Origin of the sequence: Glycomyces amatae (assembly GCF_020991375.1) — a bacterium.
Taxonomy (GTDB): domain Bacteria; phylum Actinomycetota; class Actinomycetes; order Mycobacteriales; family Micromonosporaceae; genus Glycomyces; species Glycomyces amatae.
Window position 1 is genome coordinate 1 of the sequence record NZ_JAJLQZ010000041.1, and the last position, 23086, is coordinate 23086.

Annotated in this window: 19 protein-coding genes; 16 read left to right on the plus strand and 3 right to left on the minus strand. The window is 73.4% G+C overall.

Annotation, left to right across the window (positions count from 1 at the left end; all coding sequences use genetic code 11):
- Window positions 1-447 precede the first annotated feature (447 nt).
- The 6 genes from LO763_RS28070 to LO763_RS28095 are packed head-to-tail and all read left to right on the plus strand — an operon-like array spanning window position 448 to window position 6549.
- On the plus strand, window positions 448-1722 hold the full coding sequence (locus tag LO763_RS28070; protein WP_230791920.1) for an NAD(P)/FAD-dependent oxidoreductase: 1275 nt from the start codon (window positions 448-450) through the stop codon (window positions 1720-1722).
- Window positions 1716-2471 (plus strand): DUF1365 domain-containing protein, encoded by a 756-nt coding sequence (locus LO763_RS28075; RefSeq protein WP_230791922.1) that lies wholly within the window; start codon window positions 1716-1718, stop codon window positions 2469-2471. Before LO763_RS28070 ends, LO763_RS28075 begins: the two co-directional genes overlap by 7 nt.
- Window positions 2455-3687: a class I SAM-dependent methyltransferase gene (locus tag LO763_RS28080; RefSeq protein WP_230791924.1), complete on the plus strand. Its 1233-nt coding sequence runs from the start codon at window positions 2455-2457 to the stop codon at window positions 3685-3687. Before LO763_RS28075 ends, LO763_RS28080 begins: the two co-directional genes overlap by 17 nt.
- A gap of 2 nt (window positions 3688-3689) precedes the next feature.
- A complete protein-coding gene (locus LO763_RS28085; RefSeq protein WP_230791926.1) occupies window positions 3690-4967 on the plus strand; it encodes a class I SAM-dependent methyltransferase in 1278 nt (425 codons plus the stop codon).
- Complete coding sequence (locus LO763_RS28090; protein WP_230791928.1) at window positions 4964-5758, plus strand: DUF1295 domain-containing protein; 795 nt, start codon at window positions 4964-4966, stop codon at window positions 5756-5758. Before LO763_RS28085 ends, LO763_RS28090 begins: the two co-directional genes overlap by 4 nt.
- Window positions 5759-5808: 50 nt before the next feature.
- Window positions 5809-6549: a phosphotransferase gene (locus LO763_RS28095; protein WP_230791942.1), complete on the plus strand. Its 741-nt coding sequence runs from the start codon at window positions 5809-5811 to the stop codon at window positions 6547-6549.
- A gap of 91 nt (window positions 6550-6640) precedes the next feature.
- Here the strand turns inward: LO763_RS28095 and LO763_RS28100 are convergent, their stop codons facing one another.
- Entirely contained in the window at window positions 6641-7627 is a 987-nt protein-coding gene (locus LO763_RS28100; RefSeq protein WP_230791944.1) for an aldo/keto reductase, read from the minus strand.
- 196 nt (window positions 7628-7823) lie between these two features.
- On the opposite strand from LO763_RS28100, the gene LO763_RS28105 reads away from it, so the two are divergent.
- The 10 genes from LO763_RS28105 (at window position 7824) to LO763_RS28150 (ending at window position 20663) form a co-directional block, all read left to right on the plus strand.
- Window positions 7824-9200: an NADP-dependent succinic semialdehyde dehydrogenase gene (locus LO763_RS28105; protein WP_230791946.1), complete on the plus strand. Its 1377-nt coding sequence runs from the start codon at window positions 7824-7826 to the stop codon at window positions 9198-9200.
- A 93-nt stretch (window positions 9201-9293) separates the two neighbouring features.
- The gene (locus LO763_RS28110; protein WP_230791949.1) at window positions 9294-10304 is read left to right on the plus strand and encodes a LacI family DNA-binding transcriptional regulator; all 1011 of its coding nucleotides are present in this window, start codon (window positions 9294-9296) and stop codon (window positions 10302-10304) included.
- Between the two features lie 157 nt (window positions 10305-10461).
- Window positions 10462-11373, plus strand: a complete 912-nt coding sequence (locus LO763_RS28115) for an ROK family protein (RefSeq protein ID WP_230791951.1) — start codon at window positions 10462-10464, stop codon at window positions 11371-11373.
- Entirely contained in the window at window positions 11360-13189 is a 1830-nt protein-coding gene (locus LO763_RS28120) for a class I mannose-6-phosphate isomerase (protein WP_230791953.1), read from the plus strand. The genes LO763_RS28115 and LO763_RS28120 overlap by 14 nt, the downstream gene beginning before the upstream one ends.
- A 49-nt stretch (window positions 13190-13238) precedes the next feature.
- Window positions 13239-14501, plus strand: a complete 1263-nt coding sequence (locus LO763_RS28125) for an ABC transporter substrate-binding protein (protein ID WP_230791955.1) — start codon at window positions 13239-13241, stop codon at window positions 14499-14501.
- 6 nt (window positions 14502-14507) lie between these two features.
- Window positions 14508-15407: a carbohydrate ABC transporter permease gene (locus LO763_RS28130; RefSeq protein ID WP_230791957.1), complete on the plus strand. Its 900-nt coding sequence runs from the start codon at window positions 14508-14510 to the stop codon at window positions 15405-15407.
- Between the two features lies 1 nt (window position 15408).
- Complete coding sequence (locus tag LO763_RS28135) at window positions 15409-16236, plus strand: carbohydrate ABC transporter permease (protein ID WP_230791959.1); 828 nt, start codon at window positions 15409-15411, stop codon at window positions 16234-16236.
- An 8-nt stretch (window positions 16237-16244) separates the two neighbouring features.
- Window positions 16245-18365 carry a glucosidase family protein gene (locus LO763_RS28140; RefSeq protein ID WP_230791961.1) on the plus strand — a complete coding sequence of 707 codons (2121 nt, stop codon included), beginning with the start codon at window positions 16245-16247 and terminating at the stop codon, window positions 18363-18365.
- Window positions 18366-18400: 35 nt separating this feature from the next.
- On the plus strand, window positions 18401-19519 hold the full coding sequence (locus LO763_RS28145; protein WP_230791963.1) for a GDSL-type esterase/lipase family protein: 1119 nt from the start codon (window positions 18401-18403) through the stop codon (window positions 19517-19519).
- A gap of 46 nt (window positions 19520-19565) precedes the next feature.
- Complete coding sequence (locus LO763_RS28150) at window positions 19566-20663, plus strand: DUF5005 domain-containing protein (protein WP_230791971.1); 1098 nt, start codon at window positions 19566-19568, stop codon at window positions 20661-20663.
- A gap of 46 nt (window positions 20664-20709) precedes the next feature.
- On the opposite strand, the gene LO763_RS28155 is transcribed toward LO763_RS28150, so the two are convergent.
- Both LO763_RS28155 and LO763_RS28160 read right to left on the minus strand, forming a co-directional pair.
- Window positions 20710-22215, minus strand: coding sequence for a hypothetical protein (locus LO763_RS28155; RefSeq protein ID WP_230791978.1), 1506 nt, complete (start codon window positions 22213-22215; stop codon window positions 20710-20712).
- 16 nt (window positions 22216-22231) lie between these two features.
- Window positions 22232-22744 carry a SigE family RNA polymerase sigma factor gene (locus LO763_RS28160; RefSeq protein WP_230791980.1) on the minus strand — a complete coding sequence of 171 codons (513 nt, stop codon included), beginning with the start codon at window positions 22742-22744 and terminating at the stop codon, window positions 22232-22234.
- Window positions 22745-23086 lie beyond the last annotated feature (342 nt).

A 23086-nucleotide genomic window follows, 5' to 3' on the forward strand; every position in this document is an offset into this window, starting at 1 on the left:
CCCGACCCTCCACTACCTCGGGCCCGCCAACCGACCCCAGCCCTCCACCCACCGCTTCGTCGCCGCCGCTCTGACCGCTACTCCCGCGCCACCGGCAACCGAGTCATCCGCCCCGGCGCCACTCCACCCCTCCGTCGCCGCCGCCCTCAGCTCGAACCCCGCCGCCCCGGCCCCGCACACTGCCCCCAGCCCTCCGCCCGCTGCTTCGTCGCCGCCGCTTGAAGTCGGGCCCGTCCCTCCCACCGGCACCGACCGGTTCGGGTGCGAGATCCCGGCCACGGCACGGCAAGACCGGACCGGCCTGCACCCACGCCCCACGCAGCCATCACCTGCGCTAACGCACTGACTGAACGGCATTGCCCCTTAGTCCGAGACTTTCCCGCGGTCCGACCCATCCGCGGTGCGCGCCGCTCCGAATCGGGGATGCATCGACCTGAGGGAGGGCCCATGACCACACGATCCCGGACCGTCGCCGTCGTCGGCTCCGGCGTCGCCGGACTCACCGCCGCCCACCTCCTCCAGCGGACCGCCGAGGTCACCCTGTACGAGGCCGACGACCGCCTCGGCGGGCACGCCCACACCCACGACGTGCGGACCGGGGACCGCTCGGTCCCGGTCGACAGCGGGTTCATCGTGCACAACCGGCGCACCTACCCGCTGCTGTGCCGCCTCTTCGAGGAGCTCGGCGTCGAGACCCGCCCCACCGAGATGAGCATGTCGGTGCGCTGCCTCGGCTGCGGCCTCGAGTACTGCGGCGCCCGCGGCGCCTCCGGCCTGTTCGCGCGCGGCGCCAACGCCGCCGACCCGCGCTTCTGGGGCCTCCTGGCCCAGGTGCCGCGCTTCCACGCCAGGGCGCGCCGCCTCCTCGCCGACTCCGCCTCCGGGCCCGCCCCCGAGCCGACCCTCGGCGAGTTCCTCGCCGCAGGCCGCTTCACCCCCTACTTCGTGAACCACTTCGTGATCCCGCTGGTCTCGGCGGTCTGGTCCTGCGGCCCGCACCTCGTCCCCGAGTACCCCGCCCGGTACCTGTTCGCGTTCCTCGACAACCACGGGATGCTCACCGTCACCGGCTCGCCCACGTGGCGCACCGTCACCGGCGGCTCCCGGACCTACGTGGAGCGGATCGCCAAGCGGCTCACCGCGGTCCGGACCTCCGCGCCGGTCGCGTCCGTGCAGCGCCACGAGGACACCGTCACCGTCGCCCTGGCCTCCGGCGAGGTGAACGAGCACGACGCGGTCGTGGTCGCCACCCACCCCGACCAGGCGCTCCGCCTCCTCGCCGACCCCACCCCCGCCGAGAAGGCCGTCCTCGGCGCGTTCGAGTACTCCCGCAACCCCGCGGTCCTCCACACCGACCCCGGGCCGCTGCCGCGGCGCGAACGCGCCCGCGGCTCCTGGAACTACCTGCTGCCCTCCTGCCGCCCCGGCCCCGGCGCCGTCCAGGTCTCCTACGACCTGCGCCGCCTCCAGGGCCTCGACACCGACGCCGACGTGGTCGCCACCCTCGGCGACACGCAGCGCATCGACCCCGGGCGCGTGGTCGCCTCCACGGTCTACGAGCACCCGGTCTACACCCCGGCCGCGCTCGCGGCCCAGGACCGCCTCGGCGAGCTCGACACCGGCCGCACCGCCTTCGCCGGCGCCTACCACGGCTGGGGCTTCCACGAGGACGGCTGCCGCGCCGGGGCCGCGGCCGCCGCGAGCCTGGGGGCCCCGTGGTGACCGGCTGGGGCCGGGGCGCCGCGCTCTACGAGGCGACGGTGCGCCACACCCGGCTGCGCCCGATCGAACACCGCCTGAGCCACCGCACCTTCTACTGGCTCGTCGACGTCGACGAGCCGCCGCGCCCGCCCGCGTGGCTGCGTCTCCTCGCCGGGTTCCGCACCCGCGACCACATCGCCGACCCCGGCCGGAGCCTCCGCGACAGCGTCACCGACTTCGCCGCCGCCGAAGGGGTCGACGTGCGCGGCTGCCGCATCCGCATGCTCGCCCACGCCCGCGCCTTCGGCCACGTCTTCAACCCCCTCACCGTCTACTGGTGCCGCCACCCCGAGGACGGGCTGCGCTGCGTCGTCGCCGAGGTCCACAACACCTACGGCGAGCGCCACCGCTACCTCCTGCGCCCCGGCGCCGACGGCAGGGCCACGGCCGCCAAGGACTTCTACGTCTCCCCGTTCCTGCCCGTGGCCGGGGACTACCGCATGGCCCTGCCCGAACCAGAAGGGCGCCTGCGGCTCTCGGTCGCCCTCGAACTCGACGGGGAGCCGACGCTCGTCGCCACCGTCTCCGGGAGGCGCCGGTCCGCCGGGACCGCGGCCCTGCTCAAGGCCACCGCCCGCCACCCGCTCAACACCCTGGCCGTCACCGCCGACATCCGCCGCCACGGCATCGGGCTCTGGCTCAAGGGCCTGCCCGTGTTCAGCCGCGAGCCCGAACAGGAACGAGAGGCGCACCGTGAACGCACCCGCTGACACCCGCACCGACCCCCTCCGCTGGCCCGACGTCGCCCGCGTCCCCCACTCGCCCCTCCGCGCCCGGATCGCCTCGGCCCTGGTGCGCCGCATCGCCGGCCGCGTCCCGCTGCGCGTCGAGACCCCCGCCGGGGGAGCGGGCGACCCGACCCTGCCCGTGCTGCGGCTCCACCGCCCCGAGGCGTTCTTCCACCGCGTCGGCACCGGCGGCCTCATCGGCTTCGGGGAGGCCTACCAGGCCGGGGACTGGGACTCCGACGACCTGCCGCGGCTCCTGACCGCCCTCGCGGCGGACGTGGACGCGCTCGTGCCCCGCTCGTTCCAGATCCTGCGGCGCCCCTTCGCCGGGGCCGTCCCCGGCAGGCAGGACAACAGCCGCGCCAACGCCAGGCGCAACATCGCCGACCACTACGACCTGTCGAACCACCTGTTCGCGCTGTTCCTCGACGAGACCATGACCTACTCCTCGGCCCTGTTCGGCGGCGCCCCCGCGACCTGGGACGACCTCGCCGACGGGCAGCGCCGCAAGATCGACCGGCTCCTGGACCGCGTCGGCGCCGGCCCCGGCGCGCGGGTCCTGGAGATCGGCACCGGCTGGGGCGAGCTGGCCGTCCGCGCCGCCGAGCGCGGCGCGCACGTGCACACCGTGACCCTCTCGGGCAACCAGCTCGAACGCGCCCGGGCGCTCGCCGCCGAGCGCGGCGTCGCCGACCGCGTCGACGCCGAGCTGCGCGACTACCGCGACCTCGACCCGGGCCGCCGCTACGACGCCGTCGTCAGCGTCGAGATGATCGAGGCGGTCGGCGAGCGCTACTGGCCCGAGTACTTCGCGACGCTCCGGTGCGCGCTCGAACCCGGCGGCAGAGCGGGCCTCCAGTCGATCACCATGCGCCACGACCGGATGACGGCGACCCGGCGCGGCTACACCTGGATCCACAAGTACATCTTCCCCGGCGGCATCATCCCCTCCCTGCCCGTCATCGAGCGGCACGCGCACGCCGCCGGGCTCCGCGTCGCCGACCGCCTCGCCTTCGGCGGCGACTACGCCCTGACCCTCCGGCTGTGGCGCGAGCGCTTCGCCTCCCGGGCCGACCGGCTCGCCGCCATCGGCTTCGACGAGACGTTCCGGCGCACCTGGGAGTTCTACCTCGCCTACTCCGAGGCCGGGTTCGCCACCGGCTACCTCGACGTCCGCCAACTCATCCTGGAGGCCTGACGATGACGCTCGCCGCAGACCTGTACGACCTGGCCGCCAAGGCCACCGGCACCGCGCCGCCGATCCGCCTGCGCGCCTGGGACGGCACCGAGGCCGGGCCCGACGACGGCGGGCCCGTCCTGCGCCTCGACAGCCCCGACGCCCTGCGCCGCCTCCTGTGGAGCCCCGGCGAGCTCGGCCTCTCCCAGGCCTACATCCTCGGCGAGGTCGACGTCGAGGGCGACCTGGCCGACGGGCTCCGGCGCGTCCACCGCGCCGCCGCCGGCGCCCGCCCCTCCACCGGCCTGTCCGCGGCGGCCGCCGCGCTGCCGTTCGCCCTGCGCCACCGCCTCATCGGCCCCCGCCCGAAGGCCGCCGGGCCCGAGCACGCGGTGTCCGGCCGCCTCCACTCCGAGGGCCGCGACCGGCAGGTGATCAGCTTCCACTACGACCTGTCGAACGAGTTCTACGAGCTGATCCTGGACCCGGACATGCTCTACTCGTGCGGCTACTGGACCTCCGGGGCCGACTCGTACACCCTGGCCGACTCCCAGCGGGACAAGCTCGACCTGGTCTGCCGCAAGCTCGGCCTCGCCCCCGGCGCGCGCCTGCTCGACGTCGGATGCGGCTGGGGCGCACTGGCGATGCACGCCGCCGAGCACTACGGGGCCGAGGTCGTCGCCGTGACCCTCTCCGCGCAGCAGTACCGCTTCGCCCTGGCCCGCGCCGCCGAGCGCGACCTGCTCAAGAAGATCGACTTCCGCCTCGCCGACTACCGCGAGATCGACGCGGGCGGCTTCGACGCGGTCTCGGCGATCGAGATGGGCGAGCACGTCGGCCGCGACGGCTACGGCCCCTTCGCGTCCCGGCTGCGCGGCCTCCTCGGCCCGGGCGGGCGGCTCCTGGTCCAGCAGATGTCGCGCGGCCGGGCCGCGCCCGGCGGCGGCCCGTTCATCGAGACCTACATCGCCCCCGACATGCACATGCGCCCGCTCGGGGAGACCGTGGGCCTCATCGAGGACGCCGGTTTCGAGGTCCGCGACGTGGAGGCCATGCGCGAGCACTACGTGCGCACCATCCGCGCCTGGCACGACACGCTCGAGGCGCGCTGGGACGCCGCCGTGGACCTCGTGGGGCTGCCGACCGCCCGCGTCTGGCGCCTCTACCTGGTCGGCGCGGCCCTGGCCTTCGAGGAGCGCCGCATGGGCGTGGACCAGATCCTCGCGGTCGTCCCGGACGGCTTCGGGGACGCCGGGATGCCGGCCACGCGCCGCGGGTTCCTCGCCGAGGCGCCTGAATGACCGGGTGGGGCGCGCTCGGCGCGAACCTCGCCGCGACCGCCGGTGCGGCGCTCGCGGTCATGCTGGCGGCCTTCGCGATCGGCGCGACCCGCCGCAGGCACCGCGTGGTGGACGTGGCCTGGGGCCTGGTGTTCGCCGCCGTCGCGCTGGTCACGCTCGCGATGTCGCAGGGGGAGGGCGATCCGCTGCGGCGCGGACTGGTCACCGCCATGGCCCTCGCCTGGGGCCTGCGCCTGTCGCTGCACCTCCTGGCGCGCAACTGGGGCGAACCGGAGGACCGCCGCTACGACGCGATGCTGGCCAAGGCGAGCGGCGGGCGGAACGCGTACGCGTTCCGCAAGGTCTACCTGCTCCAGGCGGGCGCGGGCTGGTTCGTCTCGCTGCCGGTCCAGTTCGCCCAGTACGACCCGTCCCCGCCCGGACCGCTGTTCTGGGCCGGAGCGGCACTGTGGACCATGGGGCTGCTCTTCGAGGCCGTGGGGGACGCGCAGCTGGCCGCGTTCCGCCGCGACCCCGCCAACCGGGGGAAGGTGCTGGACGCGGGCCTGTGGCGGTACACCCGCCACCCGAACTACTTCGGCGACGCCTGCGTCTGGTGGGGCCTGTATCTGACCGCCTGCGGCACTTGGGCGGGCGCGGCCACCGCGCTCTCGGCCGCGGTCATGACCTACTTCCTGGCGGCCAAGACCGGCAAGCCGCTCCTGGAGTCGCACCTCGCCGAGACCCGCCCCGGCTACGACGAGTACGTGCGCCGCACCAGCGGCTTCGTACCGCTGCCGCCGCGCCGCTAGCCGCGGCGGCGGGCCTCCCGCCCGAGCGACCGCCTCCCTACGATGAGGCGATGCAGGAGGAGACGCTGCCAGGCGGCAACATGGAACCCGTGGTCAGGGTCGGCGGCACCGTGCGGCGCGTCAGCGGCGGGTGGACCGCGGCCGTGCACGAGCTGCTCCGGTGCTGCGAGTCGGCCGGGATCGCCGAGACGCCGCGCCCGCGGGGGATCGACGCCGAGGGCCGGGAGGTCCTCACGTTCATCCCCGGCGCCACGCTCGAGCAGGCGCCGCCCGAGACCCGCTGGGCGCCTTCGATGCTCGACGCCGCCGGGGCGCTGCTGCGGCGGGTCCACGACGCGGGCGCCCCGCTCGCCGCGCGGGACCTCGCATGGCGCAGCGACGCGCACGCCCCCGCCGAAGTCCTCTGCCACAACGACTTCGCGCCCTACAACCTCATCGTCCGCGAAGGGCGGCTCGTCGGCGTGATCGACTTCGACATGGCCTCACCGGGGCCGCGCCTGTGGGACTTCGCCTACCTCGCCTACCGGCTCGTGCCCTACGCCGAGGACGCGGTCGGGTTCGACCCGGCCCGCCACGGCTCCCGCGGCGACCGGCTCCGGCGGCTCACCGACGCCTACGGCGCCGATTTCAGCCCTGCCGCGGTGCACCGCATGGCGGCGCGGCGCCTGGACGACCTCGCGGCGTTCACCGACCGGCGCGCCGCCGACACCGGGCGCCCGGAGTTCACCGAGCACGCCGCGATGTACCGCCGCGACGCCGACCGCCACCGCGGCGGCGCGTCCATGCCGTGACCGCGACGCGGGCGCTGCCCGCTCCCGCCGCGCCACCGGTCCGTTCGCCCCCTCGCGGCGGCGCCGGCCCCGGCGCCGTCGCGGGGCGGTCTCAGGCGGCGAGGAGCCGCTCGACCTCCTCGACCTGCTCCTGAGTGAGCGGCCCGTGCTCCAGCGCGCCCGCGTTGTCCTCCACCTGCGCGACCGTGCGGCAGCCGGGGATCGGCACCGTCGCGTCGCTGACGGCCCACAGCCAGCCGAGCGCGCCCTGCGCGAGCGTGCGCCCGCCGCCGGTCAGGACCTCCCGCACCGCGTCGAGCCGCGCCAGGTACTCGGGGGCCGGCCTGCCGTCCTCGAACAGCACCATCCACGGCGCGCCGCCGCCGCGGACGTCGCCGGGTCCGACCCGGGTGTCCGCGCGGTACTTGCCGGTGAGCAGGCCCATCGCGAGCGGGCCGCGGTCGACGCTCGCCAGTCCGTGGCGCTCGGCCGCCTCCAGGACCTCGGGCCTGGAGCCGTGCATCAGCGAGAAGTCGTGCTGGATCGCGGTGCAGTGCGCCCCCGCCCCTCCCCAGGCGTCGGCCCGTCCGGGGTCGTCGGTGCTCCAGCCGTACGAGCGGATCTTGCCCTCCTCGACCAGCGCTTCGAGGGTGCCGAGCAGGTCGGCGGCCCGGTCGATCGCGAGGTCGCCCAGGTGGAGCTGGTAGAGGTCGATGTAGTCGGTGCCGAGGCGCCGCAGGGAGGCGGTCACGGCCCGGCGGAGGTAGGCGGGGTCCTCTCCGCGGCCGTCGGACACCTTGGTGGCCTCGTCGAAGACGTTGCCCCACTTGGTCGCGATGACCACCTGCTCGCGCCGGCCGGCGAGCGCGCGGGCGAGCACGCGTTCGCTGCGGCCGGCGCCGTAGACGTCGGCGGTGTCGAAGAAGTCGATCCCGAGTTCGAGCGCCCGGTGGACGGTGCGGACCGACTCCTCGTCGTCGACCTCGCCCCAGCCGTGCGGCTCCCCGTCCGCGCCGTGGAAGGGGCCGCCGATCGCCCAGCAGCCCATGCCGATCGCGCTGACCTCGATACCGCTTCTTCCCAGTGTTCGTCGCATCATGCCGTCGAGGCTAGGACCTGGAGTGCACTCCAGGTCAAGGGCCGTGCACAAAGGATCTCCTCCGATCGGCGGCGGGGCCGGGGGCCCGGTCGGCGCGAAGGCGGTGACGCGGGCACCGCGATCGCCTAGAGTGGTTGTTACTGAACGGTATCCGCCGCGCCACCGCGGTCGGGACCTCGCGAGGGATTGGACACCAATGGCGATTGCGACCATCAACCCGACGACCGGTGAGACCGAGCAGGAGTTCGAGCCGCACACCGCCGAGGAGGTGGAGCGGCGGATCGCCCGCGCCCAGGACGCGTTCGCGGCCTTGAAGGACACGACGTTCGCCCGGCGCGCCGAGTGGCTGCGCCGCGCCGCCGACCTCCTCGACGCCGAAGTGGACTCCACGGCCCGGATGCTCGTGGTCGAGATGGGCAAGCCCATCGCCCAGGCCGAGGCCGAGGTCCGCAAGAGCGCCAAGGGCCTGCGGTTCTACGCCGACCACGCCGAGGGCTTCCTCGCCGACGAGCCCCTGGCCGACCCCGCCGCGGTGGGCGCCGCGAAGGCGTGGACGCGGTACGAGCCCCTCGGTCCCGTCCTCGCCGTCATGCCCTGGAACTTCCCGATCTGGCAGGCCCTCCGCTTCGCCGCCCCCGCCCTGGCGGCGGGCAACACCGGCCTGCTCAAGCACGCCTCGAACGTCCCGCGGACGGCCCTGTACCTCGACGCCCTGTTCGCCCGCGCGGGCTTCCCCGAGGGCGCCTTCCAGGCGCTCCTGGTCGGCTCGGACGCGGTGAACGCCGTGATCGAGGACCCGCGCGTCAAGGCCGTGACCCTCACCGGCTCCGAACCGGCGGGGCGCTCGGTCGCCGCGGCGGCGGGCGCGGCGATCAAGAAGACCGTGCTGGAGCTGGGCGGATCGGACCCGTTCGTGGTGCTCCCCTCGGCCGACCTCGACGCCGCGGTCGAGACGGCCGTGAAGGCCCGCACGATCAACAACGGCCAGTCGTGCATCGCGAGCAAGCGGTTCATCGTCCACGCCGACGTCTACGACGAGTTCGCCCGCCGCTTCGCCGAGGCCACCGCGGCCCTCGTCGTCGGCGACCCCCTCGACCCCGGGACCGACGTGGGCCCGCTCGCCACCGAGTCCGGCCGCGACGACCTCGCCGAGCTGGTCGACGACGCGGTCGCCAAGGGCGCGGAGGTCCTCGCGGGCGGCGGCGCGCCCGACCGGGCCGGCTGGTTCTACACGCCCACGGTCCTGGCCGGCCTGAGCGAGGACGCCAGGATCGTCCAGGAGGAGGCGTTCGGGCCGGTGGCGGCCCTGTACCGGGCCGAGGACGCGGAGGAGGCGGTGCGCATCGCCAACCAGACCCCGTTCGGGCTCTCCAGCTCGGTGTGGACGACCGACGCCGAGGAGCAGGCGCGGTTCGTCCGCCGCCTCGACGCCGGCGCGGTCTTCGTCAACGGCATGACCGTCTCCTTCCCCGAGCTCCCGTTCGGCGGCGTCAAGAACTCCGGGTACGGCCGCGAGCTCGCCGCCGCGGGCATCCGCGAGTTCACCAACCTCAAGACCGTCTGGCAGGGCTGAGCCGGCCCTCCACCCGGTGGGACCCCGCGGACGGTCCCGTTCGACTACCTTGGCCTTCGCATAGAATTGGCGCACGACGCGTAGGAGGCGGGCATGTCGACATCCCGAGGGGCGCGCCAGCTGACGATCAAGGAGGTCGCGAGCCACGCGGGGGTGAGCCCGATGACGGTCTCCCGCACGCTCGCCGGCGGCAGGAACGTGCGCCCCGACCTCCAGGAGCGCGTCATGGCGGCCGTCCAAGAGCTCGGCTACTACCGCAACGAGAACGCCCGGAGCCTGCGCCCCGGGCAGCCCAGCGGCCTCGTCGGCGTCGCCATCACGAACCTCGCCAACCCCTACTACGGCAACTTCGCGCTCGGCGTCGAGGAGGTCGCCGCCGAGCACGGCCGCCGCATCATGCTCGGCAACTCGGGCGAGGACGACGCGCGCGAGCGCCAGCTCGTGAGCGACTTCATCGGGCGCCAGGTCGACGGGCTCATCCTGGTCCCGACCAGCGGCGAGGCCGAGCACCTGCGCCCCGAGCGCCTGGGCGACGTCCCGCTCGTGCTCGCCTCGCGCCGCGTGCCCGGCCTGGAGGTCGACACGGTCCTGCTCGACGACGTCGGCGGCGCCTACCGCGGCACGGTGTCCCTGCTGGACGCGGGCCACACCCGCATCGGGTTCCTGGGCAACCGCAGCTCGGTCTTCACCGGCGAGCGCCGGTACCGCGGCTACGAGCAGGCGATGGCCGAGCGCGGGCTGGTGGTCGACCCGCTGATCGTCGCCCGGGCCCAGCAGGACGTGGCCGCCGCGAGCCGCGCCGCCAGGGCCATGCTCGACCTCGAGGACGCCCCGACGGCGATCTTCAGCGCGAACAACCGGAACACGATCGGCGCCCTGCGCGAGATCGGGCGGCGCATCCGCGAGGGCCTGCCCGGCCCCGCCGTGGTGAGCTTCGACGATTTCGAGCTCTCCGAGCTCATGCCGGTGCCGGTGACGATCATCGACCACGACGCGCGGCTCCTCGGCCGGGAGGCGGCGACCCTCCTGTTCTCGCGCCTCGACGGCTCCGCCGAGGGGGCCCCGCGCACGGTCGAACTGCCCGTGACCATCGAACATCCCTGACGGGGCGCCCTCGAGCGCCCCGCCGGGAGTCCTGCGACACGCCCTGGAGGCAGGGGGGTTGCAGATCCCGGTTCGAGGTTGGTAACGTTACCAATCTCAAGATCACGACACCGCCTGCGGCGGTGTGCAGACTACGCACGGGGGAGGGAGCGCACCGATGGAGCTCTGCATCGACTTCGGCGGATCCGAGATCAAACTCGGCGTCCTCGACCGGGGCGAGCCCGTCCGCACTGCCGCCGTGCCCGTCGGCGAGGGCGACCTCGAGGCGGCCGCGGCCGCCGCCGCCGCGCTGATCGCCGCGGCCCCGGCCGCGCCGGACGCCGCGGGCATCGCCGTCCCCGGCGTCGTCGACCGCGCCGCCGGGCGGCTCGTCAAGGCCCACGACAAGCAGCCCCGCCTCGGCGGCCTCGACCTGGTCGCCTGGGCCGACGCCGCCTTCGGGCTCCCGGCCGTGATCGAGAACGACGCCAGGGCCGCGCTCCTCGGCGAGATCAGCGCCGGCTCCGCGGCCGGCGCCCGCGACGCCGTGCTCATGACCCTCGGCACCGGCATCGGCACCGCCGCCGTCATGGACGGCGTCCTCCTGCGCGGCGCCCACGACCACGCGGGCATCCTCGGCGGCCACCTCACCGTCGACCTCGACGCGCCGCTGTGCAACTGCGGCAACGTCGGCTGCGCCGAGTCGATCGCCGGGGCCTGGGCCATCCGGCGCGACCTCGCCGAGCGCGGCGACGCCGTCGCCGACGTCAAGGAGATGCTCGCGGCGGCCGAAGCCGGCGACGCGGTCGCGACCACCCTGCGCGACCGCGCCCTCCGCGCCTGGGGCGCCACCGCCGTGTCCCTGTGCCACGCCTACGACCCCGACGTCGTCGTCCTCTCCGGCGGCATCATGCGCGCGGGCGCCGCCGTCGCGGGCCCCGTCGAGGCGTACGTCCGCGAGCACCTCTGGACCAGCTCCCACCGCCCCTCCTTCACCATCCCCGACCGACCCGACCTCTCGGTGCTGCGCGGACTGTCCGTCCTCGCGGCAGGCAACCATCCCAGAAGGAGCGCTCGTGTCAACCGTTGAACCGTCCACCGCCGACGCGGTCGGCCGCTACGTGAAGCAGCCGACCGTCCCGCTGCCCGCCGACGCCCGCGTGCTCACCGGCCCGCAGTCGTGGGCCGCGGTCGCCGAGGCCGCGACCGAGCGCGCCGCCGGCCGCGCGCCGCTCATCGCCGTGGACGCCTACCCGGGCGCGGACCTCCCGCTCATCGCCGAGGCCGTCGCCGCGGCGCTGCCGGACTGGACCGTCGTCGACGTCGAGGACGCCGCCGCGCTCCCCGTCGAGGCGATCGACGCCCGCATCGCCGACAACCTCACCGAGGACCGCGTCTTCGGCGTCCTCTCCCACGCCAAGGTCGACGCCTTCTACGATGCCGAGCGCCTCGCCAAGCTCGCCGTCGAGGTCGACGGCGCAGGCCGGCCCGTCGTGCTCATCGGCTGGGGCGCCGACCTCGTCGCCCGCCGCACCGGCGCCCCGTACGCGCTCGTCCTCGCCGACATGGCCCGCTGGGAGATCCAGCTCCGCCAGCGCGCCGGGGCCCCCAACTGGCGCGCGCAGAACCCCGGCGAGGACCGCCTGCGCAAGTACAAGCGCGGGTTCTTCGTCGAGTGGCGCGCCGCCGACCGCCACAAGCGGACCCTGTTCGACCGGGTCGACTTCGTCCTGGACGCCAACGCCATCGGCGCCGCCGCGGGCGCCGGCCGCGACGCCGGGATGATCACCGGCGAGGCGTTCCGCGCCGCGGTCGCGGGCGCCGCGCACCGCCCGTTCCGCGTCGTCCCCTTCTTCGACCCCGGCGTGTGGGGCGGCCAGTGGATGAAGGAGAAGCTCGGCCTCGACCCGTCGCAGCCGAACTACGCCTGGTGCTTCGACTGCGTGCCCGAGGAGAACTCGCTGCTCCTGGAGGACGCCGAGGGCGCGATCGTCGAGATCCCCTCCCTGGACCTGGTGTTCACGCAGCCGCAGGCCCTGCTGGGGGAGCGGACCTACGCGCGCTTCGGCGCCGAGTTCCCCATCCGCTTCGACTTCCTCGACACCATGGGCGGGGGCAACCTCTCGCTCCAGGTGCACCCGCTCACCGACTACATCCAGCAGACCTTCGGGATGCACTACACGCAGGACGAGTCGTACTACATGCTCGACGCGGGCGACGACGCCGTGGTCTACCTGGGCGTGAAGGACGACGTCGACCGGGACGCGATGCTCGAGGACCTCCGCGTCGCCGAGACCGGCGAGCGGCCCTTCGAGGCCGGGAAGTACGTGAACGCCTTCCCCGCCAAGAAGCACGACCACTTCCTCATCCCCGCGGGCACCATCCACAGCTCGGGCGCGAACTCGATGGTCCTCGAGATCTCCGCGACCCCGTTCATCTTCACCTTCAAGCTCTGGGACTGGGGCCGCGTCGGACTCGACGGCGTCCCCCGCCCCGTGCACCTCGACCACGGCGAGCGCAACCTCGTGTGGCACCGCGACCGCGACTGGACCGAGTCGAACCTCGTCAACCGCGTCGAGGTCGTCGCGCAGGACGGCGGCGTCCTCGAGGAGCGCACCGGCCTGCACGAGCTCGAGTTCATCGAGGTCCGCCGGCACTGGTTCGCCGAGGAGGCCGCCCACGACACCGAGGGCACCGTCAACGTCCTCAACCTCGTGGAGGGCGACGAGGCCGAGGTCGCCAGCCCCACCGGGGCCTTCGAGCCCTACACCGTCCACTACGCCGAGACGTTCATCGTCCCGGCCGCCGTGGGCCCCTATGTCATCCGCCGCACGGCCAGGTCCAGGAGCGAGCGCTTCGGCACCGTCAAGGCCTCCGTGCGCGGCACCCGAGCCGGCGAGGCCTGACCCGGGCCCGCCGGTCCCCTTGAGAAGACGAGGAACAAAGGAGTTCGCAATGAGAACACGGAAGACGACCGCGGCGATCGCGGTGGCGGCCGCCGCGGCCCTGGTGCTGGCCGGCTGCGGCGGCGGAGGCGAGGACGACGGTGCCACCACCGGCACGCTCGACTTCTACACGAACAAGGCCGCGTGGGAGCCCGACTTCGACGAGCTCAACGCCACCAGCGAGTCCGGCGCCGACATCACCCTGGACACCACCGGGTACTCCGACGCCGACCAGTACGACGCCTTCATCAGGCAGTCGTTCCGCACCGACAAGAGCCCGGGCCTGTTCACGTGGCAGACCGGACCCTCGCTCGCCGAGCTCGTCGACGAGGGCCTCATCGCGCAGACCACCGACATCTGGACCAAGGCCGTCGACGAGGGCTGGGTCTCCGAGGACCTGCGCGACACCTACACGTTCGACGGCGAGCAGTACTGCGTGCCGATGAACATCGCCTACTGGGTCATGTACTACAACAAGAACATCTTCGAGGAGCAGGGCCTCGAGGAGCCCACCACCTGGGCCGAGCTCGACGCGATCGCGGCGCAGCTCAGCGGCGAGGGCATCACGCCGTACTACCAGACCAGCACGCTGTTCACGTTCCCGTGGTTCCAGCAGATGGTCGCCGGCACCGACCCCGAGCTCTACAACGGGCTCGCGACCGGCGAGGTGAAGTACACCGACCCGGAGATCGTCGCGATCATGGAGACCTGGCGCGACCAGCAGGAGGCCGGCTGGTTCAGCGACGCCGGCAGCACCGTCGACCCGGCGGTCGGCCTCAAGCAGGGCGACTACGCCATGATCAACTTCGGTTCGTTCTTCAACGGGTCGCTCGACGGCGCCGGGATGGTCTCGGGGGAGGACTACGACATGTTCGTGATCCCCGCCAACGATCCCGACCTCGCCCAGACGCCCGTCGCGGTCGAGTCCGGTCCGCTCTGCGTGGCCGAGAACTCCTCGCAGAAGACCCTCGGCCTGACCTACTCCGAGTGGTGGATGTCGCCCGAGGCGCAGACCGCGTGGAGCGAGGCCCGCGGCGACGTCGCGTTCAACCCGCAGGCCACCGTCGCCGACCCGATGCTCGACGAGCTCGGCACCACCGTCGCCGGCGACGACTACCAGCTCTACGACCGGTACTACGAGGCCACGCCCACGCCGATCCTCACCGTCGCGCTCGAGCAGTTCGGGGCCTTCATCGCCAACCCGGGCGACCCGATGCCGTACCTGGAGGCCATCCAGGCGGAGGCCGACAAGTACTGGGCAGACCAGGGGTAACAGGGAATGACGTCCGACAAGATCCTGACGGCGCATGCCTCCAAGGACCAGTTCCGCTGGTCGGCCAGGGGGTTCGTCGCACCCGGCGTGCTCCTCGTGGCGGTGCTGCTGTACGTGCCGCTGCTGTGGACGGTCTTCATCAGCTTCACCGAGTACAACGGACTGGGCGACCCCGAGTGGGTCGGCTTCGCGAACTACGTCGAGATGTTCGACGACCCCCAGTTCTTCAACTCCGTGCTCAACACGCTGCTGTGGGTCGGCGGCACCCTCCTCGTCCCCGTCGGGATCGGACTCGGCGTCGCCCTGCTCACCTGGAACCTCAAGGGCGGCACCTGGCTGCGGCTCCCGTTCCTCATCCCGTACGCGGTCTCGGGGATCGGGGTGGGCGTCATCTGGTCGTTCATCCTCGGCTCGGGCGGCGCCCTCGACCAGGCGCTCGGCGCCTTCGGGATCGACGACACGCCCCGCTGGCTCGTCGACGCCCCGCTCAACACGGTCGTGATGATCCTCGCGACCGCGTGGCAGGGCGTCGGCGTGAACGCCCTCCTGTTCACCATCGGCCTCCAGTCGATCCCCAGGGAGCCGCTCGAGGCCGCGAAGATGGACGGCGCCAACGGGCTGCGCCTCTTCCGCAGCATCCTGTGGCCGATGCTGCGCCCGCTCACCGCGGTCGTCGTCGGCCTCTCGATCGTCGCCTCCCTGAAGACCTTCGACATCGTCCAGGGCATGACCAAGGGCGGGCCGGGCGGCGCCTCCGAGACGCTCGCGCTGACGATGTACAAGGAGACCTTCGTGAACAGCGACTACGGCCTCGGCTCGGCGATCGCCGTGTTCCTCACGGTCGTGACGCTGGTGGCCTCCATCCTCTACCTGCGCCAGCAGCTGTCCAGCAAGCACGGGGTCTGATATGCCGTTCAAAAGCGCAGCACGAGCCATCCGCACCGCCGTCCTGGCCGTCCTCGGCCTCTTCTGGCTGCTGCCGGTCTACCTCCTGCTGATCAACGCCGCGAAGTCGCCGCTCACGTTCACCACCACCGAGTCGTGGCGGCCCACCGACTTCTCGCTGTTCGACAACATCGGCGAGGCCATGCGCCTGTCCGGCCTCGCCGAGGGCGTCCTGAGCACCCTGCTCTACGCGGTCGTCTCGCCCGCGATCGCCGTCGTCGTGGGCGCCGCGGCCGGGTTCGCGATCGTCGCCCTCCGGCTGCGGCACGGGTTCGCCTGGTTCGTCGCGATCTTCGGCGGCACCGTCTTCCCGCTCCAGATGATCCTGCTGCCCATGTTCGACGCCTACTCGCGCACGGGCCTGTTCGACACCCGGACCGGCATGGTCATCGTGTACACGGCGATCTCGATCCCGTTCTCGGCGTTCGTGATGCGCAACTTCTTCACCGGCATCGCGCACAACGTCTTCGAGGCGGCCGTGCTCGACGGCGCCTCGACCTGGCGCATCTTCGCCCGCGTGTACCTGCCGATGGCCTCCAGCGCGCTCGTCGCGGTCTTCATCCTCCAGGCCACGTTCATCTGGAACGACTTCCTGCTCGGCCTGGTCCTCAGCCAGTCCGACACGGTGCGGCCCATCGTGACCAGCCTCGCCGGGATGCAGAGCACCTACGGCGGCGCGCAGATGTCCGTGGTGCTCGCGGGCGGCCTGCTCGTCTCGCTGCCCACGGTCGTCCTCTTCCTCTTCACGCAGAAGTTCTTCGCCCGCGGCCTCGCCCTCGGGCAGTACTAGGAGTCTTTATGCGCCTCATCCCCGACGTCGACGACCTCGCCGCCGACCCGGTCGCGCACCACTACGACGACATGATCGCGCCGAGCGGCCTCACCAACTTCCTCGGCACCGCCCGGGTCGACCACGACCTGACCGCCATCAGCGCCGTCACGTTCCCGCCGGTGTCCCAGGGCCTCACCCGCACCGCCGCGTGCTTCGTGGACGGGCGCCTCGTCGAGTCCTACGGCGCCGACATCGCCCACGAGTGGCGCCCCGACCGGGTCCGCCGCACCACCGCCCTCCCGGGCCTCGACCTCGCCACCGTGACCGTCTGCGCCCCGGGCGAGACCGGCGTCGCCATCGACGTCAGCGTCACCAACACCGGCGACGCCCGCCGCACCGTCCCGGTCACGCTCTCCCTCGCCGCCGGCGCCACCCGCTCCGCCGAGGCCTGGCTCGACGCCGTGGCCCCCGAGGAGCGCAACCGCGCCGCCGCCGCGCCCTCCCGGCTCGTCTTCGGCAACGGGGCCGGCACCGCCTGGAGCGTCCAGGGCGTCGACACCGACGCCGAGGTCCGCCTCTCCGGCATCGCCCCCGCCGCGGGCGAGCACGAGGTCGGCATCGGCGGCATCGAACGCGGCGGCGAGGTCACCGTCCGCCTCGACCTCGCCCCCGGCGCCACCGCGCGCTTCGGCTACGTCCACGCCGTCGGCGCCACCGAGGCCGAGGCGGGCGCCGCGTTCGACCGCATCGCCGCCGACGTCCCCGGCGCCGTGCGGGCCGCCGAGGACTTCTGGAACCGCCAGCTCGAAGCGGCGTTCACCCCCGGCAACACCGAGTTCTCCGGCCACCTGCCCGTCCTGGAGACGACCTCCGAGCCGCTGCGGCGCCTCTACTGGTGGGGCGCGCTCGGCACGATCTGGTTCCGGCGCGACTTCGCGGGCAACGTCCTCGGCCGCAGTTACGACACCCTCATGCCGAACTACTGGGCCACCACGACGTTCATCTGGGACTACAGCCTCAGCTCCATCACCCACGCCCTGCTCGACCCCGACGCCATGCGCCGCCAGCTCGAGCACTGGATCGCCTCCGACGTCCACACCCACTTCGGCACCTCGTCGCTCACCGGCGGCCCCGTCGGCCGCTGGTACTCGGTCAACGACTACGCCATGACCCGGCTCGTCCACGACTACCTCCGCTTCACCGGCGACACTGGCCTGCTGGAGGCGGCCCCCGGCGGCCGCGCGGTCCACGAGCACCTGCGCGACTGGGCCCTCGCCTGGCAGGACCTGCGCGGCTCGTCGCCGCTCGCCGACTACGGCGAGATCGACAACCTCCTCGAATGCGTCAGCTCCTACACCCACGAGGTCGCGAGCCTCAACGCCGCGAACGTGTGGAACCTGCGCACGGTCGCCGAGATCCTCACCGCCCGAGGCGACGTGGACGGGGCCGCGGCCCTCGCCGCCGAGGCCGACGCGCTCGTCGGGTCCGTCGCCGACCTCTACCTGCCCGGCACCGGCCACTTCGCGGCCCGCCAGCCCGACGGCACCCGCGTCCCGGTCCGCCACGTCTACGACTTCTCCATCGTGGGCACCACGATCGCCGACGACCTCCCCGAGCAGTGGCGCCGCGAGATGGTCGAGTTCTACACGCGCGAGCTCCAGACCGGCGTCTGGCTCCGTTCGCTGTCCCCGTGGGACCCCGACGCGAGCTTCAGCCCCCGCCCCGACCACCAGTGGAACGGCGCCTACCCCGCGTGGCCCGCCGACGCGGCCCGCGCCCTCATCGCGCTCGGCGCCCCCGAGACCGCCGCCGCCTGGCTCCCGGGGCTCGCCCGCTCCGCCAACCAGGGCCCGCCCGGCCAGGCGCACTTCACCGAGGAGGCCGTGCCCGCCGTCAACGGCGGCGCCCGCAAGGCGCCCCCGCAGCTGCCGTACATCATCGACTGGGCCTGCTCCTCGGCCGGCGCCTACGTCGCCCTGGTGATCGAGTCGTTCTTCGGCGTCGACCCCCGGGTCGGCGCGGACGGGCCGGACGCCCCGCGGGCGTGCGCCGCCGTCCTCGACCCCGACGCGGTGCTCCGCGGCCTGCGCATCGGCGACCGCCTCGTCGACGTGCGCGCCGACGGCACCGTCACCGAGGCCTCATGACGAACCCGTTGCGGCCCTTCCGGATCGAGGAACCCATGATCCGAGGAGCCGTCGCGGTCGAGGAGACCGGTCGCGGCCTCCTCCCGCATCGGCTGCCCCCGTGGGCGAGACGGCAGATCCCGGACCGCTTCATGGTGCAGACCAGTGCGGAGAGCGCGGGCGTGCGCCTCGCTCTCCGCACCGCCGCCGACGTGATCGAACTGGACGTCCAGGCCCGGCGGATCGCCGCCGACGCCGAGGCGCCCATGCCGCCGAGCGCCTACGAGCTCACCGAGGCCGGCCGGCTCGTGGCGACCGCGTCCGCGCCGGTCGGCTCCCGCTACGTGTTCACCTTCGAGCGGCCGGAGGGCCGGATCGAACCGGGCCCGGATGCCACCGTGCGGTTCACGGGGCTCGCCGCCGGCGCCGAACGCGACCTGGAGCTGTGGCTGCCCTACCACGACGCCGTCGAACTGCTCGAACTGCGCGCCGACGCCCCCGTCGCGGCCGCGCCCGAACCCGCGGCGCTCCGCTGGGTCCACCACGGCAGCTCCATCAGCCACGGCTACCGGGCCGCCACGACGACCGGCACCTGGCCGGCGGTCGCGGCGCTCCGGGCCGGGGCGCACCTGACGAACCTCGCGTTCAGCGGCAACGCCATGCTCGACCCGTTCACCGCCAGGACGATCCGCGACACGCCCGCCGACCTCATCACCCTCAAGACCGGCGTCAACATCGTCTGCGGCGACGCGATGCGCCTGCGCGCGTTCCGCCCCGCCGTCGACGGGTTCCTCGACACGATCCGCGAGGGCCACCCGGACACGCCGATCGTGGTCGTCTCCCCGATCTGGTGCGCCCCCATCGAGGCCTCGGCCGGACCGACCGCGCAGGACCCGGACCGGGACGAGGAGTGGACGGTCGCCGCGGGCACCGAGGCCGACGTCCTGGCCGGAAAGCTCTCCCTTCAGGTCGTCCGCGCCGAGCTCGCCGCCATCGTGGACCGGCGCCAGGACGACGACCACCGGCTGCACCACCTGGACGGCCTGTCGCTCTACGGCGAGCGCGACGCCGCCGCGATGCCGCTGCCGGACAACCTCCACCCCGGCCCCGACGTCCAGCGCCTCATCGGCGAGCGCTTCGCCGACCGAGTCCTCTCCCAGTTCACACCCGGTTAGGCCCCTACGGGCGGCCCGCCGCCCGGCATCTGCAAAGGAGCAGCACATGACCAACCGCACGCTACCGCTCACCTTGGCCGCCCTCACGGGGCTCGCGGCCGTCGCCCTCCCGGCGGCCGTCCAGGCCGCGCCCCGGTGCGAACCGCGGATCTCGGCGTCCGTCAACGAGGAGCTCACCGAGCGCTTCGGCACCTACGGCGACACCGCGGGCCGCTGGACCGGCGCCGACTCCGCCTACAGCGTCGACCTGCCCGACGGCTCGACCGCGTGGCTCTACTCGGACACGTTCATGGGCGAGGTGGACGAGGACCACGGCAGGCCCCTGGACTCCCCGTTCCTCCACAACTCGATCATCGTGGACGACGACGGCGAGCTCACCACCCACACCGGCGGCACCGAGGCCGCCCCCGAATCGCTCGTGCACGTCGCGGGCGCCGACGAGACCCAGCGCTGGTACTGGTTCGGCGACGGGACCGTCGAAGGCGACCGGCTGCACGTGATGCTCCTCGAGTTCGAGAAGACCGGCAGCGGCGTGTTCGACTTCGCGTTCACCGGCAACGCCGTCGCGACCTTCGACACCGGCGACATGAGCCTCACCGGGGTCACCGAACTCCCCGAATCCGATGTGAACTGGGGCTCGGCGATCTACGAGGACCCCGAGGACGGCCACACCTACGTCTTCGGCGTCGAGGACCTCCAGGCCCAGAAGTACGCCCACCTCGCCCGCGTGCCCTCCGGGTCGCTCACCACGGGCGACTGGGAGTACTTCGCCGACGGCGCGTGGACCGAGGACCCGACCGGCTCCTCCCGCATCCTCGAAGGCGTCTCGAACGAGTTCAGCGTCTCCCGCCACCAGGGGCGGTTCACGCTCGTCACCGGCGACGCGACCGAGGCGCTGAGCGCGAAGATCGTCATGTACCGCAGCGACGACCTCACCGGGCCGTACACGGGCAAGACCGTCCTCTACGAGACCCCCGAGACCGGCGGGAACGTCTTCACCTACAACGCCAAGGCCCACCCGAACCTGAGCGACGGCAACCGCCTGCTCATCACCTACAACGTGAACAGCTTCGAGGGCGACGACCTCTACGAGGAGGTCGACAACTACCGCCCCCGCTACATCGACGTCCGCTTCCGGGGCTGAACACGCGAAGGGGCCCGGGCGGATGCCCGGGCCCCTTCGCCGCTTCTCAGTCCCGCTCGTACTCGGCGGGGTCGTAGACCGGCGCCGGCAGCGCCGCGGCGAGGGCGACGACGTCCTCGAGGCCGTAGCCGTCGACCGGGCCCTCGTAAGTGGTGTCGAAGGCGACCGCCCAGCCCGCCGGGTCGTACACCACGACCCAGTACGAGCGGCTCTCGCCGATGTCGAAGGTCCGGGTGGCGACGGTGCGCCCGCCGACCTCCGACTCCTCGCAGACGTCGTCCTTGTCGCCCTGGCAGTCGAGCAGGTACGGGCCGCTCGTCCCCTCCGGAGGCAGCCCCGGGAGCCAGCCGCCGGGGAGGTGGTAGCGCACCGAGAAGTGCACCGGGTACCCCGCCGCGTCCTCGAACGGCATGGAGTAGTCGGCCGCATAGGTCCGCTGGACCACGTCGGCGCCGGGCTGGAACTGCGAAGGCCGGGAGGTGCGGAGCTCCACGCCCGGGTGCGCGGCGTTCAGCGCGTCGGCGGCCGCGTCGAAGGTGGACGCCGAGTCGGCCGCCGCGGCGTCCTCCCACTCCTCGTCCCAGGCCCAGCCGGGCGGGACGTCGAGCAGCTCGCCGATCGACGCCAGCTCGCTCGTGTCGTACTCGAGCTGCGGCATCGCGAGCATCGCCGCGGTCAGCTCCTCCATGCTCATCTCCCGGCCCTGGCCCTCGCAGTCGAGGTCCCAGGAGGAGCGCAGTCCCGACCCGTTCGGGTAGACGACGGCCGCCTCCAGGGCGCAGCCGTGGTCGGCGGTCATCAGCGTCCGGCCGTCCTCGAGCCGCTCCGTCTCGAACACCGGGGCCTCGTCGCTCCAGGACGCCTCGTCGGAGATGAGGTGCTGCGGGAAGGCGACGCCGCCGGTGGGCCCGGGCTCGGCGGTCCACCCGCCCGGCTGGACCGCCGTGATCGTGAACGAGGACCGCTCGGCCTCCTCGTCGCCGTCGCGGGCGGTGAACCCGCGCAGGTGGACCTGGCCGCCGTTGCCCGGGGAGCTCCAGGGCACGGGCTGGAGCGGCAGGTCGTTGTAGCCGAGTTCGGACAGGGCCTCGTAGTAGCCCGCGCCGTGCTCCTCCATGACGGCCGCGATCTCCTCGTCGGAGGGCTGCTCGTGGTCGAGCGCGCCGGCGTCGAGGAACCCGGCGCCGACCGCGAGGTCGCCGAAGGCCGAGGCGAAGGCCGCGTCCCGCTCGCGCCGGTGGTCGTCCCAGGCGTCGGGGGCCGGGCCCGGGTAGCCGGCCTGGGCGGGGTCGAAGCCGAACGGCTCCCCCGCGGGGAACTCCTGCGCGCCTTCGGGTCCGTCGACGGGCGCGAGCAGGCCCGCCGAGAAGGCGAGGACGGCCGCGACGGCCGCGACGCCCGTGGTGGCGGCGGCGCCGACGACGGCGAAGCCGCGGCGGCGGGAGCGGTAGCCGTCCTGGACGATCGTGTCGATGTCGATCGACGCCTCCTGGAGTGTCGTGTCGGGTTTGGACCGGCGGATGAGGTCGCCGGTCTCGTCTTGCTCGTTCATCTCTCGTTTCCTTCGGCTAGGCCCGGACGGGGAGGGCGAACTCGGGGAGAAGCCGCCGCATCCTGCTCAGTCCCTTGGCGCACTGGCTCTTCACGGTGCCGCTCGTGCAGCCCATGATCGCGGCCGTGTCGTCCACGGACAGGTCCTCCCAGTACCGCAGCACGAGCGTGGCCCGCTGCCGGGGCGGCAGGCGGTCCAGCGCCGCGACGACCGCCACCCGGACGTCGACGTGCTCCTGCGGCGCGTCGATCCGCGTCGGCGGCATCTCGTCGCTGGCGCGCTCGCGGCGCACCCACGCCAGGCGGCGGTGCGAGAGGTACATGTTCATGACGATCCGGCGCACGTAGGCCGGCGCGGTCACCGGATCCACCCGCCACCAGACCGCGAACAGCTTCGTCAGCGACTTCTGCACGATGTCGTCGGCCTCGTACCAGTCCCCGCACAGCAGGTACGCCTGCCGCCGCAGGTTGTCCCGGTAGGCGAGTGCGAACGACCGGAACTCGGCCTCTTGCAGCTCCTTGCTCTTCACGGGGCCTCTCTCAGGTGACGGGTCAAGGTGGCCGGGCCCCGTCCGCGTCCGGTGGAGGCGGCGGCCCGACACAGTAAGTACGCGGGGGCGCCGAAACGCGGTTGTCCTTTTTTCGAGTACTCCCGAATCCCGCAGGCGGCCGCGCCGGGCGCGACGGTCGTCCTCGTCACCTGTGGCCGGGTCGTGTTCGACCCGGCCCCCGCGCCGACAAGAGTTGGGGGGGGGGGGGGGGGGGGGGGGGGGGGGGGGGGGCGGCGGGGGGGGGGGGGGGGGGGGGGGGGGGGGGGCGGGGGCCGGGGGAGGGCCGGGCACTGTTGGAGCGGGCACTGTTGGAGCGGGCAC